Consider the following 12,363-nt stretch of genomic DNA (forward strand, 5'->3'; position numbering starts at 1 on the left):
GGGCTACTGCTCCGGCGCTCCCGCGGGATGGGCTCGTTGGGCACGGCGAGCGGCCCGCTCCGCCGCCTCCTGCGCATCCATCTGCGCCGCCTCGGCCAGCGATGGCGCGCTGCCGCCCAGCCGGCGCGGCACCCAGAACTCCCCGGACGGATGCGGCCCGTACTGCTCCTGCGCTTGGTCGAGCAGGTGCTGCATCCGGGAGTGCAGCAGATTGCTCAGCTCCGCGGTCGGCAGCGTGGGTTCGATCGGTTCGCCGACGACCACCACGATCGGCACTTTCGGGCGGAACAGCTTCTTCTTGTGGCCTTTGGTCCAGAACCGCTGGGCGCCCCAGACGATGTGGGGGACGATCGGCACCCCAGCCTCGAGCGCCATCCGCGCGGCGCCGGACTTGAATTCTTTGATTTCGAAACTTCGGCTGATCGTTGCCTCCGGATAGACCCCGACCAGCTCACCGGCCTTGAGCAAGCGGACCGCAGCATCATAGGACGCGGCGCCGTCGGCCCGGTCCACCGGGATGTGTCGCAGCTTGCGCATGATGGGACCGGTGATCTTCTGGTCGAAGACCTCCTGCTTGGCCATGAACCGCACCTTGCGCCCCAGCCGCTGCTGGTAGGCCGGCAACCCGCCGAAGGTGAAGTCGAGGTATCCGGTGTGGTTGATTGCGATGACCGCACCACCCTGGACGGGTATGTTCTCCACACCAGTCACGGTGATGCGGAGCCCCTGGATGCGCCACGTCAAGCGGGCAAGCTGAATGACCGTCCCGTATACCGGTTCCACAGCAGTCAAGCCTAGTGCTCCCGGCCGGCGGTCGGTTGAAGTGGCGAATTTGAAGTCCGAAAGAGGAGTGCTTTGTCCTTCCCCGCCGCACCTCCCGCGGTGCCCCCGGTTGTTCGGCGGCTTGCCGCCGGGCGCCCCGTGCAAGCCGTCTGGGCCAACGAACTGGGCGGTGTGACCTTCCGGGTGGGCCCCGGCGCCGAGTTCATCAAGGTGGCCAGAACCGGCGTCTTCGACTTCACCGCCGAGGCGCAACGCTTGCGCTGGGCGTCAGCACACCTCACCGTGCCGGCGGTGCTGGACTTCGGGGTCGAGCAAGACTGGGCGTGGCTACGCACCGCGGGGCTACCCGGCGTCTCGGCCGTGCACCCCCGCTGGGTGGCCGCACCCGATGTCGCCGTGCGGGCCATCGGTGTGGGGCTGCGCACACTGCACGAGCGCTTGCCGGTCCGAGCGTGCCCATTCGACTGGTCTGCGCAAAGCCGACTGGCGCGGCTGACCGCGGCGGGCCGGGCTAATGTCGGCGCCCCGCCCCCGATCGATCGGTTGGTGGTCTGCCACGGCGACGCGTGTGCACCCAACACCCTGATCGCCGAGGACGGCAACTGTTGCGGCCACGTCGACCTCGGCACGCTGGGCGTGGCCGATCGATGGGCCGACCTGGCGGTAGCAACGTTGTCGTTGCAGTGGAACTTTCCCGGCCACGGTTGGGAGGCGAAGTTCTTCGCCGCCTACGGAGTGGCGCCGGACCCGCGGCGAATCGATTACTACCGGCGGCTGTGGGGGCCGAGGATCTCGACTCAAGCTAAGCTCGATGCTGCATTTGGCGCCGAACATGCGTCAGCAGTAGCTGTTGCAGGAAGGTATTTGTGCAGGTCACAAGCGTCGGCCACGCCGGCTTTCTGATTCAGACCCAGTCCGGCAGCATTCTGTGCGACCCCTGGGTCAACCCGGCCTACTTTGCTTCTTGGTTCCCGTTTCCGGACAACAGCGCACTGGACTGGGACGCCATCGGCGACTGCGACTACCTATATGTCTCGCATCTGCACAAGGATCACTTCGACGCCGAGAACCTGCGTTCGCACGTCAACAAAGACGCGGTGGTGCTGCTCCCGGACTTCCCCGTGCCGGATCTGCGAAATGAACTCGAGAAGCTGGGATTTCACCGGTTCTTCGAAACCACCGACTCGGTCAAGCACCGGCTCAGCGGGCCCCGCAGCGATCTCGACATCATGATCATCGCGCTGCGGGCGCCGGCCGACGGTCCGATCGGTGACTCCGCGCTAGTGGTTTCCGACGGCGAGACCACCGCCTTCAATATGAATGACGCACGACCGATCGAGCTGGACATGCTGGCATCGGAGTTCGGCCACGTCGATGTGCACCTGCTGCAGTACTCCGGCGCGATCTGGTACCCGATGGTCTACGACATGCCGGCCCGGGCCAAGGAGGCGTTCGGCACCCAGAAGCGACAGCGCGGGATGGACCGGGCGCGCCAGTACGTCGCGCAGGTGGACGCGACCTGGGTGGTGCCGTCGGCGGGACCACCGTGTTTTCTGGACCCCGAGCTGCGCGAGCTCAACGACGACCGCAGCGATCCGGCCAACATCTTCCCCGACCAGATGGTCTTCCTGGACCAGATGCGCATCCACGGCCATGATCGCGGTTTGCTGATGATTCCCGGATCGATCGCGGATTTCACCGGATCGACCCTGAATTCGCTGAGCCACCCGCTGCCCACCGAAGACGTCGAGGCCATCTTCACCACCGGAAAGTCCGCCTACATCGCCGATTACGCCGACCGGATGGCTCCGGTGATCGCCGCCGAACGGGCGAGCTGGGCCCCCGCGGAGGGCGAGCCGCTGCTGGAGCCGTTGCGCGCGCTGTTCGAGCCGATCATGTTGCAGAGCAATGAGATCTGCGACGGTATCGGTTACCCCGTGGAACTGGTCATCGGCGCCGAAACCGTCGTACTGGACTTTCCGAAAAGGGCGGTGCGCGAGCCGATTCCCAACGAGAAGTTCCGCTACGGGTTTGCCATAGCGCCGGAGCTGGTGCGCACGGTACTGCGCGATCAAGAACCCGACTGGGTCAACACCATCTTCTTGTCCACCCGCTTCCAGGCCTGGCGCGTGGGTGGTTACAACGAATACCTGTACACGTTCTTCAAGTGCCTCACCGACGAGCGGATCGCCTACGCCGACGGCTGGTTCGCCGAGACTCACGACGACTCCGCTTCAATCACTCTGGACGGCTGGGAGATTCAGCGCCGCTGCCCTCACCTCAAAGCCGACCTATCGAAGTTCGGTGTGGTAGAAGGCGATACGTTGACCTGCAACCTGCACGGGTGGCAGTGGCGCCTGGAGGACGGCCGCTGCCTCACCACCCGCGGTCACCAGCTGCGGAGCTCGCGGAAATGATGCGGTTCTACGACGACGGCGTGGTCCAGCTCGATGGCGCCGCGCTGACGTTGCGTCGCTACCACTTCCCGTCGGGCACCGCGAAGATCACCGCGCTGGACACGATCCGCGGCTACCGTGCCGAATCGCTGGGACTGCTCACCCATCGCTTTCGCATCTGGGGCAGCTCGGATCTGCGCCGCTGGCTGCCGATGGACATGAAGCGGCCGTTCAAGTCGACGTTGATCACCCTCGACATCCCCGATGCTCGTTGGCAACCGGCCTTCACCCCGGCGCGTCCAGACGATTTCATCGCGCTGCTCGACGAACTGCTCAGCGACCGGCGCTGACCCGCTAGCGGTCGGCCAGCGCCGCACGACCGGCGTTGAAACCGGGGATGAAGGTGATTCCCGGTCCGCCATGGCATCCCGCGCCGCCCAGGTAGAGCCCGGCGATCGGGATCGGCTGGCCGATGAAGCCTCTCGGACCCGGCCGGTTCTGACCTATCTGGTCGGGGTGCAACAAGCCGTGGCAGTAGTCGCCACCGGGCGCTCCGAACATGACGCCCATGTGCTTGGGAGTGAAGGTGGTGTGCCGGATGATGCTGCGCTCGAAGTTGGGCGCCAAGCGGGTGACCTTGTCGATCACCCGTTGCCCCATTTCGGTCTTGGCCTGTCCGTACTCATGGGAGTCTTGCTCGCCCTCGATCGGGAACCACATCGCGAACGCCGATGCGGCGTGCTTGCCCGGCGGCGCCAGGTCGGGGTCGTGCACCGACGGTACCTGCAACACGACGGTCGGGTCGGCCGGCACGATCCCGCGGCGGCAATCCTCCCACTGCTGCTGCACTTCCTCTGGCGTGCAGAAAATGCCGATCGAGGCCTGCATGGCCGGATCGTTGAGGGCCTCATACGGCGCCGCGAACGCCGGGGCTTCCTCGAGGGCGAAGTGCATCTGCAGGTAGCTACCGCGGTGGTCGATGTGTGCGTAGCGGTCCCGGACATCGCTGGGCAGCACCGTCGGATCGATCAGGTCGTTGATCGTGACGTCTGGGGCAATCGCGGAAACCACGATCGGGGCGGCCACGATGTCGCCCGCCTCGGTGCGTACGCCACTGATCCGCGCTCCGGCCTCGGCGCTGTCGACGAGGATCTCGCTGACCTTGGTGCGCAACCGCAACTCGCCGCCGTCGCGCTCGAACAGCCGGCACAGATGTGCGGTGAGTGCGCCGATGCCCCCACTCAGCTTCTTCATCTGCACGAAGTCTCCGTCGGGGATACCCAGACCGAAGGCAAGCGCGGCGGCGCTACCCGGCGTGGCCGGTCCCCGGTAGATGGTGTTGACGGCCAGGACCGTCATCGAACCCCGTAGTGCGGCGTGCTTTTCCCGGTCCGGAAAGTACCGGTCCAGCACGTCGGTGATCGACCCGAACAGCATGTCGTCGATGGCCGATCGCTCGAATTCGTTGGTGGCGCACGCATACATCTGGTCGAAGGTCTTGGGGAGCGTGTCGGATTCGAACCGCCCGAGCGCCCGGGTCGGCGCCTGACTCCAGGCCAGCAGGCCCGCCATCCCGGTGACCGCGTCGGCCCCGTGCACCTCGTTGAGGTGGGCGAACATCTTCATCGGGTCGGTGTACTGGACCAACGGATCGTCGCCCACGCCGCGTAGGGCTACCGACATCACTTCCAGATCCACGGTCGGCAAGGTGTCCAGGCCGAGTTCGCTGATCACCGCGGCCGCCGTCGGGAACTGCACCGATCCGGCAATCTCGAACCGGTAGCCGTCAAACAGTTCGACGGTGGAGGCCATGCCGCCGGCGTAGAGCTTCGCGTCCAGGCAGAGGGTGCGCAGGCCCGTTCGCTGCAGCAGCACCGCGGCGGTCAGGCCGTTGTGCCCCGCGCCGATCACTATCGCGTCATACTCCGCCATGCTCTCGACCTCCCGAGTTGGAGGCTGGCACGGTCCGAAAGTTTTGTCAATTATGACGAAACAGTCCGGGGCCGGTCGGGGCACCAGGTGTTGGTGAGCCCGGCCCGCAACGTCTCCAGCGCCAGCTGACACACCCGCGCCAATTCGCCGAGGGACCGGTCTTCGCCCAGCATCCACACTTCCATCGCGCCGAACACCGCGGCCGCGATGCAACGCGCGGTCACCGCGGTGCGAACCCGGGCATCCGGGGTTTGCGCCGACGTTCCCGCCGCGGCACAGCTACGTCGTAGCAGCTGAGCCGCGATCACCTCGGCGAAGTCGGCCTGGACCTCCTTAATGTGCCGGACGATGCGGCTTGGGTCCAGCTCCCCACCGCGCAGGGTGGCGATTTTCGCTACGGCTTCAACGTCATACGGGAAGGCGAAGATCGCGGTCTGTACCGAGTCGATGATCGCCTCGTCGACGGGACGGGCGTCCAGCGCCGCGCGAAACCAATGCAAACCGATGTAGTCGGCAAACAGCAGATCGTGCTTGGACCTGAAGTGGCGATAGAACGTGCGCAGTGACACCCCGGCATCGGCGGCGATCTGCTCGGCCGACGTCTCCTCGACGCCCTGGGCCAGGAATCGCACCACCGCGGCCTGGCGCAGGGCCTCGCGGGTGCGTTCGCTGCGCACCGTCTGCGCGGGCCTGACCATGGCAGTAAGGTACCTCAACCCGCGACCCCGACACTTATGTCAATATTGACAAAACTTCGGGATAGGGGTGAGACTGCGCCCATGGTGTCGCTTCTTGTCCACGCGGTTCTCGGAATTGCCGTCATCAGCTGGATCATCGCGTCGAACCCTCAGGTGTATGCCCGGCCGGCCGCAGGTGCGTGGTTCTCCCCGCTGGAATGCGTGTACTACGCGGTCGGCATCGCCTCGATCGCCTTTGGCTGGTACTTCAACATCCGCTTCGTCCGGGAGTACTCGCACGGCGCGACCAACCCCATCTGGGGCCCGGGCAGCTGGGCGGACTACATCCGGCTGATGTTCACCAACCCGGCCGCCGGTTCGGCCAGCCAGGACTACACGATCGCCAACGTGATCCTGCTGCCGCTGTTCTCCATCGTCGATGGCTACCGACGCGGTCTGCGCAGGCCCTGGCTGTACTTCGTGTCCAGCCTGTTCACCAGCGTCGCCTTCGCGCTGGCGTTCTACTTCGCCACCATCGAACGCCAGCACCGCCACGAACAGGCTCGCGACAAGGTGGGCGTCTAGCCCTTGGGCTCGAGCACCTCGGTGCCCACGAACCCAACCAGGGCCGCGGGAACCCGCACGCTGCCGTCGGGCTGTTGGTGGTTTTCCAGAATCGACACCAACCACCGCGTCGTGCCCAGCGTGCCGTTCAACGTGGCCGCGATCTGCGGCTTGCCGTTGGCGTCGCGGTAGCGCGTCGCCAGCCGTCGGGCCTGAAACGTGGTGCAGTTCGAGGTGGACGTCAGCTCGCGGTAGGTGCCCTGGGTCGGTACCCACGCCTCGCAGTCGAACTTGCGGGCGGCCGAGGCGCCGAGATCGCCGGCCGCCACGTCGATCACCCGATAGGGGACCTCGATCTGCGCCAGCATCTCGCGCTGCCAGGCCAGCAGCCGTTGATGTTCGGCCTCGGCGTCGGCGGGGGCGCAGTAGACGAAGCCTTCCACCTTGTCGAACTGGTGCACCCGGATGATGCCGCGGGTGTCCTTGCCGTAGCTGCCGGCCTCGCGCCGAAAGCATGACGACCATCCGGCGTAGCGCAACGGCCCCTCGGACAGGTCCACGATCTCGTCGGCGTGATAGCCCGCCATCGGCACCTCAGAGGTGCCCACCAGGTACAGGTCGTCGGCCTCGAGCCGATAGACCTCGTCGGCATGGGCCCCGAGGAATCCGGTGCCGGCCATCACCTCGGGACGCACCAGCACCGGCGGGATCATCGGGATGAAGCCGTTGTCGACGGCCAGCCGCAGCGCCAGCTGCAACAGACCCAGCTGCAGCAACGCACCCTGACCGGTCAAGAAATAGAATCGCGACCCTGCCACCTTGGCGCCGCGCGCCATGTCGATCAGGCCCAGCGATTCGCCGAGTTCCAGGTGGTCTTTCGGATTGTCTAGCGCGCGGGGTTCGCCGACCACGTCCAGCACCGCGTAGTCGTCCTCCCCGCCGGCGGGCACGCCGTCGAGGATGACGTTCGGTATTGCCATGTGCGCTGCGGTGAAGGCCGTCTCGGTTTCGGACTGCGTCGCCTCGGCGGCCTTGACCTGCTCGGCGAGATCCTTGGCCCGTTGCAGCAAGGCGGGACGCTCTTCGGGCGATGCACCACCCACGCTCTTGCTGGCGGCTTTCTGCTCGGCCCGCAGGGAGTCCGCGGTCGAGATCGCGGTCCGGCGGGCCGTGTCCGCCGTGAGCAGGGCATCTACCAGCGCCGGGTCTTCGCCGCGGCTGAGCTGGGATCGGCGTACGACGTCGGGGTCTTCCCGGAGCAGTTTCAGGTCGATCACGGCCGCAAGACTACTTTTGACGGGTTGGCCGCGTCGCGTCAGCTCGGCTTCTGTCGGGCTCTGGTATCACATGTGCAACATTGGTCACGTGGCTATGTGGGCCCTGTAAGAATGGAACTGATGTTGGACGCGCCCGAGAAGGAGCTCGCACCGGATAGCGAGCCTGACCCCGACGCCGAAGCCGACGCCGAAACTGCCGCCGAAGCGGAGCAGCCGTCGGCCGGCTTCCGGTGGCCGCGTGCCCTGCAAGCGTCGGCGACCAGGCGCGGGTTGCTGCTCACCGCACTAGGCGGCCTGCTGATCGCCGGGTTGATCACCGCGATCCCCGACGTTGCCACCGGGCCGGGCCGGCTGGCCGGCTACATCGACAACAACCCGGTGCCCAGCACCGGCACCAAGAGCAACGCCGCTTTCAACCGCGCCACCACCGGCGACTGCCTGATGTGGCCGGAAGGCACACCGGAGGCGGCCACCATCGTCGACTGCGGCGATGAGCACCGGTTCGAAGTCGCCGAGTCCATTGACATGCGAACCTTCCCCGGTTCGGAGTACGGGCCCGACGCCTCTCCCCCATCACCGGCCCGCATTCAGCAGATCAGCCAGGAACAGTGCCAGGCCGCGGTGCGCCGCTACCTCGGCGCCAAGTTCGATCCCAACAGCAAGTTCACCACCAGCATGCTCTGGTCCGGCGCCCGGGCGTGGCGTCAGGCCGGCGAGCGCCGCATGTTGTGCGGCCTGCAGTTGCCCGGTCCCAACAACCAACAGACCGCGTTCAAGGGCAAGGTCGCCGACATCAATCAATCCAAGGTCTGGCCGGCCGGCACCTGTTTGGGCATTGATTCGACCACCAATCAGCCAATCGATATTCCGGTCGACTGCGCGGCGCCCCATGCCATGGAGGTCACCGGCACGGTCAATCTGGCGGAGAAGTTCCCCGACGCCCTGCCTACCGAGCCCGAGCAGGACGGGTACATCAAAGACACCTGTACCCGGATGACCGACGCCTACCTCGCCCCCATCAAGTTGCGCACCACCACCCTGACCCTGATCTACCCCACGCTGTCGCTGCCGAGCTGGTCCGCGGGCAGCCGCGAAGTCGCGTGCAGCATCGGCGCGACGCTGAGCAATGGGGGCTGGGCCACGTTGGTGAACAGCGCCAAGGGGGAGCTGTTGATCAACGGGCAGCCACCGGTGCCGCCGCCCGACATTCCCGAAGAGCGGCTCACGTTGCCGCCCATTCCGCTGCAGGTGCCGCCCGCCGGGCCCGCGCCCGCGCCCCGGCAGACCCAAACGGCTCCGCCGAGCAATCAGCATCTGCCCAATCAGCAACCGGTGGTGACGCCGTCGCGGGCACCCGCCGCCCCGGCCACCACAACCCAGGCGACTCAGCCGCCGCCGGCGACCCAAAGTCAGCCGCCGCCCGCCGATGGCGGCGCACCACCGCCTGCCCAAGCACCCGAACCCGAGGCCCCCGCGCCCGCGGAACCCGCACCGGGAGGCTAGCCGGGTGGCGGTGCGGATGGACCCCCGGCTGTTCGACGAACTGGTCTCTTACGCACTGGACCTGATTCCACCCCAGCTGGCGGCCGCTATGGACAACGTCGTGGTGCTGGTCGCCGACCGCCACCCCGACGAACACGACCTGCTCGGCCTTTACGAGGGGGTCGCCCTGACCGAGCGTGATTCCGACTACGCCGGAGCCCTGCCGGACGCCATCACGATCTACCGGGAAGCGCTGCTGGATGTCTGCGAGTCCGCCGACGAGGTTGTCGACCAGGTGGCGATCACGGTGATCAACGAGATCGCCCACCATTTCGGTATCGACGACGACCGGCTGGGCCAGCTGGGCTGGGCGTGATCGGCCATCGAATTACGATGGGCGCGCCAACCCGGCGATGTCGGGGTGCGGTGCTATGAACGGTCTATGAGCACAGGCTGCCGCGACTGCCGGGCAGGCTTGGAACACTGCCACGGGACCTTGATTCGGCACGTGGAGGGTCCACTATCCGGCCGGTCGGAATGCACCGAATCTGATTGTGACGACGCCGAGCTGATACCGCACACCTTCGTCGTCGACTGCGCGGCCATCGGCTGCACTTGCGGCGAGAGCGCCGCGGTCACCCTGGCGGGGTGACCGTCAGCCCATCGGGTCGCCGCTGGACGCCATGAGGTCGCCGGCGGCGGAGTCGACCTCGACGCAGAAGGGCGGCGTTTTCGTTCCCCACCGGACACAACTCCAGCGACCGTCGGTGATCGGGGTCGGCACCACCGATTCGGCGTTGTCCAGGTGGTTGTCCAAGGCGAAGTTGGCGTCCACCCCGGCGAGCACAGCACCGGCCAGCCGGATGGCCGCGCCGTGGCTGACCACGACGAGATCCCCGGTTCGGTCTTCGTCGTCCAGATAGCGCATTCGCAGGTCGTTGAGCACCGGCACATAGCGCGCCAGCACGTCGTTGGCGCTCTCACCGCCCGGCAACGGGACATCCAGCTCGCCGCAATGCCACCGCTTGTAGATGGCGTTGAATTCCGCGACGGCCTCGTCATCGCAGCGGTTTTCCAGCTCGCCGACCTGTACCTCGTGAATGCCGATCACCTCGTGGGCCGAGACGGTCAGTGCGGCGGCGATCACCTCGGCCGCCTGCGACGCCCGAGTAGCGATCGAGTGCACCAGCATGGCGGGTCGAATCAAACCGCCGCGCGCGAAGGCCTATGCCTGCGCCCGGCCCGTCGGGGTCAACTCCGCCCCCGGCGGCAGCGTGTCCAAGCGACGCTCGACATTGCTGACCGACTGACCGTGGCGAACCAGCACCAGACGACCGCTCATAGCGGCGGCTCCGGGCTTGCTTCCGGCTTGCCTTCGCGCAGCTGCTGCAGCCAGATCGCCGCCTCGTCCGCCGGCGGCGGCTGCGCCGCATAGGTCTGACCCGTCGGCCAAGAACCCAGGTATCGCACATCAGCACAACGACGGTGCAGCGCCTTGAGTGCCTCAGCCACAGCATCGTCGGCGATGTGACCCACACAGTCGATGAAAAACATGTACGTGCCCAGCCCGGTACGGGTGGGCCGGGACTCGATTCGGGTGAGGTCGATGCCGCGCATGCCGAACTCGGTCAGTGCATCCAGCAGGGCACCGGGCACGTTGGCGATACGCAGCACCGCCGAGGTGCGATCGGTGCCGGTGCGCGGCGGCGGCGGTCCCGGTACACCGATGAGCAAGAACCTGGTGCGGGCGTTGGACTCGTCAACGACGCCGTCGGCCAGCGACTGCAGCGCCCAGTGCGCGGCGGCCAGCGGGGAGGTCACGGCAGCGTCGACCTGCTCCTCCGCCACCTGGCGGGCCGCGTCGGCGTTGGAGTACGCCGGATGCAACTCGACGTTGGGCAGATGAGCGGTCAGCCACTGTCTAACCTGCGCCGCTGCCACCGGGAAAGCCGCCAGGGTCCGTACGTCGGCCGCGCCGACGCCGGGCTTGACCACGATGCTGAAGGCCACGTCGAGCGTTGTCTCGGCGAACACCTGCAGCGGCGACCCGATGGCCAGGCTGTCCAGGGTGGGGGCCAGCGAGCCGTCGATCGAGTTCTCGATGGGCACGCAGGCGAATTCGGCGGCGCCGGTACGGACGGCGTCGAGCGCGGCGGGAGTGCTTTCGACCGGCAGCGGTTGCGCGCCGCCGTCGTCGTGGCCTGGGACCAGCCCGGCAGCCGCTATCTCGAGCAGCGCCGCTTGGGTGAATGTCCCTTCCGGACCGAGATATGCGATGCGCGCCACGCACACAACATTAACGGCGGCGCCCGCCCTTTCGGTGCTTGCAGCCACCACCCCAGTAAGTTAGCTTAGGCTTACCGAAGATCACGAGGAGTTTGTGATGCTGCCGCTCACCAGCCCGGCGCCGACGACCGCCGAACGTATTCGCAGCGCATGCGCCCGGGCCGGCGGTGCCCTGCTGGCGGTGGAACGGGACGGCCCCGTCGCCACACCCATCCATCACCTGATGCCCGACGGGTCTTTTGCGGTGGCCGTTCCCATCGAGCACCCGGGTGCGGGCACCGGCGATCCCGGGCAGCCCCCGTCGCAGGCCCTCCTCGAACTAACGGACTACGCCCCACTGCCGGTGCGTGAACCCGTCCGCTCGCTGGTCTGGATACGCGGGCGCCTGCACCCCGTTCCCGCGGACATGATCGACGCTGCGCTCGACCTGATCGCCACCGAGAACCCCAACCCAGCCTTGCTGCAAGTCCAGACACCTAGATCCGCACCGGCGCACGGCGCGGAGATCCGATACGCATTGATGCGACTGGAGATCGAGTCGGTGGTCGTCACCGACTCCACCGGCGCGGAACCGATCAGCGTCGTGGACCTACTGGCCGCGCGACCGGATCCGTTCTGCGAGATCGAGTCGAGCCTGCTGCGCCACCTGACGACCGACCATCAGGACGTGGTCGCGCGGTTGGTGTCGCGCCTGCCGGCCCCGCTGCGACGCGGTGAGGTCCGCCCGCTTGGCCTCGACCGCTACGGCGTGCGGTTTCGCATCGAAAGCAACGACGGCGACCGCGATATCCGGCTGCCATTCCATCGCCCGGTCGACGACATGCACGGGCTCAGGCAGGCCATCCGGGTGCTGCTGGGCTGCCCGTTCGGCAACGGTCTGCGCGCCCGGCGATAACCGGCCGCGGCCAACCCGTTGCGCCCCGCGCGCCGTGGCGGCCGGCTGCGTTCCGGTGTCCTGGCACGTAC

The 12,363-nt window shown here is 67.1% G+C and carries 12 protein-coding genes and 2 pseudogenes; 8 read left to right on the forward strand and 6 right to left on the reverse strand.

Translation table 11 applies throughout. The annotated features are described in order from the left end of the window. Positions 1-3: 3 nt before the first annotated feature. Positions 4-783, reverse strand: coding sequence for a lysophospholipid acyltransferase family protein (locus SHTP_RS25800; protein ID WP_096372189.1), 780 nt, complete (start codon positions 781-783; stop codon positions 4-6). A gap of 72 nt (positions 784-855) precedes the next feature. Here SHTP_RS25800 and SHTP_RS25805 point away from each other — a divergent pair, with 72 nt between their 5' ends. From SHTP_RS25805 to SHTP_RS25815, 3 genes are read left to right on the forward strand one after another with little or no spacing between them, the layout of a single operon-like run. Then, positions 856-1,686: a phosphotransferase gene (locus SHTP_RS25805; protein ID WP_157756526.1), complete on the forward strand. Its 831-nt coding sequence runs from the start codon at positions 856-858 to the stop codon at positions 1,684-1,686. Beyond that, entirely contained in the window at positions 1,650-3,200 is a 1,551-nt protein-coding gene (locus SHTP_RS25810; RefSeq protein WP_015357649.1) for an MBL fold metallo-hydrolase, read from the forward strand. The genes SHTP_RS25805 and SHTP_RS25810 overlap by 37 nt, the downstream gene beginning before the upstream one ends. Beyond that, positions 3,197-3,529 (forward strand): hypothetical protein, encoded by a 333-nt coding sequence (locus SHTP_RS25815; protein WP_096372190.1) that lies wholly within the window; start codon positions 3,197-3,199, stop codon positions 3,527-3,529. The genes SHTP_RS25810 and SHTP_RS25815 overlap by 4 nt, the downstream gene beginning before the upstream one ends. Before the next feature lie 4 nt (positions 3,530-3,533). Here SHTP_RS25815 and SHTP_RS25820 read toward each other — a convergent pair whose 3' ends face one another. Both SHTP_RS25820 and SHTP_RS25825 read right to left on the reverse strand, forming a co-directional pair. Beyond that, the gene (locus SHTP_RS25820; protein ID WP_096372191.1) at positions 3,534-5,111 is read right to left on the reverse strand and encodes a phytoene desaturase family protein; all 1,578 of its coding nucleotides are present in this window, start codon (positions 5,109-5,111) and stop codon (positions 3,534-3,536) included. Between the two features lie 50 nt (positions 5,112-5,161). Next, positions 5,162-5,809 (reverse strand): TetR/AcrR family transcriptional regulator, encoded by a 648-nt coding sequence (locus SHTP_RS25825; protein ID WP_096372192.1) that lies wholly within the window; start codon positions 5,807-5,809, stop codon positions 5,162-5,164. 81 nt (positions 5,810-5,890) lie between these two features. Here SHTP_RS25825 and SHTP_RS25830 point away from each other — a divergent pair, with 81 nt between their 5' ends. After that, the gene (locus SHTP_RS25830; protein WP_096372193.1) at positions 5,891-6,373 is read left to right on the forward strand and encodes a DUF2834 domain-containing protein; all 483 of its coding nucleotides are present in this window, start codon (positions 5,891-5,893) and stop codon (positions 6,371-6,373) included. Here the strand turns inward: SHTP_RS25830 and serS are convergent. Further along, positions 6,370-7,629 (reverse strand): serine--tRNA ligase, encoded by a 1,260-nt coding sequence (gene serS / locus SHTP_RS25835; protein ID WP_096372194.1) that lies wholly within the window; start codon positions 7,627-7,629, stop codon positions 6,370-6,372. The genes SHTP_RS25830 and serS overlap by 4 nt on opposite strands. 120 nt (positions 7,630-7,749) lie before the next feature. Here serS and SHTP_RS25840 point away from each other — a divergent pair, with 120 nt between their 5' ends. From SHTP_RS25840 to SHTP_RS29550, 3 genes and pseudogenes are all read left to right on the forward strand, one after another. After that, on the forward strand, positions 7,750-9,132 hold the full coding sequence (locus SHTP_RS25840) for a septum formation family protein (RefSeq protein WP_096372672.1): 1,383 nt from the start codon (positions 7,750-7,752) through the stop codon (positions 9,130-9,132). 4 nt (positions 9,133-9,136) lie between these two features. Beyond that, a pseudogene (locus SHTP_RS25845) lies at positions 9,137-9,557 on the forward strand (metallopeptidase family protein). Beyond that, the gene (locus SHTP_RS29550) at positions 9,554-9,763 is read left to right on the forward strand and encodes a hypothetical protein (protein WP_036451211.1); all 210 of its coding nucleotides are present in this window, start codon (positions 9,554-9,556) and stop codon (positions 9,761-9,763) included. Before SHTP_RS25845 ends, SHTP_RS29550 begins: the two are co-directional and overlap by 4 nt. Before the next feature lie 3 nt (positions 9,764-9,766). Here SHTP_RS29550 and SHTP_RS25850 read toward each other — a convergent pair. Together SHTP_RS25850 and pheA are read right to left on the reverse strand one after the other, a co-directional pair. Then, positions 9,767-10,453: pseudogene (locus SHTP_RS25850) on the reverse strand (histidine phosphatase family protein). Further along, the gene (gene pheA / locus SHTP_RS25855; RefSeq protein ID WP_096372196.1) at positions 10,450-11,397 is read right to left on the reverse strand and encodes a prephenate dehydratase; all 948 of its coding nucleotides are present in this window, start codon (positions 11,395-11,397) and stop codon (positions 10,450-10,452) included. The pseudogene SHTP_RS25850 and the gene pheA overlap by 4 nt, the downstream one beginning before the upstream one ends. 97 nt (positions 11,398-11,494) lie before the next feature. Between pheA and SHTP_RS25860 the strand changes: the two genes are divergently transcribed. Next, entirely contained in the window at positions 11,495-12,292 is a 798-nt protein-coding gene (locus SHTP_RS25860; RefSeq protein ID WP_096372197.1) for a DUF2470 domain-containing protein, read from the forward strand. Positions 12,293-12,363 lie beyond the last annotated feature (71 nt).

It is taken from the genome of Mycobacterium ulcerans subsp. shinshuense, assembly GCF_002355775.1.
Lineage (GTDB): Bacteria > Actinomycetota > Actinomycetes > Mycobacteriales > Mycobacteriaceae > Mycobacterium > Mycobacterium marinum.

Coding starts and splice junctions, on each gene's coding strand:
- SHTP_RS25815 (WP_096372190.1), top strand. CDS start 3,197: ATGATGCGGTTCTACGACGACGGCGTGGTCCAGCTCGATGGCGCCGCG.
- SHTP_RS25820 (WP_096372191.1), bottom strand. CDS start 5,111: ATGGCGGAGTATGACGCGATAGTGATCGGCGCGGGGCACAACGGCCTG.
- SHTP_RS25825 (WP_096372192.1), bottom strand. CDS start 5,809: ATGGTCAGGCCCGCGCAGACGGTGCGCAGCGAACGCACCCGCGAGGCC.
- SHTP_RS25830 (WP_096372193.1), top strand. CDS start 5,891: ATGGTGTCGCTTCTTGTCCACGCGGTTCTCGGAATTGCCGTCATCAGC.
- SHTP_RS25840 (WP_096372672.1), top strand. CDS start 7,750: ATGTTGGACGCGCCCGAGAAGGAGCTCGCACCGGATAGCGAGCCTGAC.
- SHTP_RS29550 (WP_036451211.1), top strand. CDS start 9,554: ATGAGCACAGGCTGCCGCGACTGCCGGGCAGGCTTGGAACACTGCCAC.
- SHTP_RS25860 (WP_096372197.1), top strand. CDS start 11,495: ATGCTGCCGCTCACCAGCCCGGCGCCGACGACCGCCGAACGTATTCGC.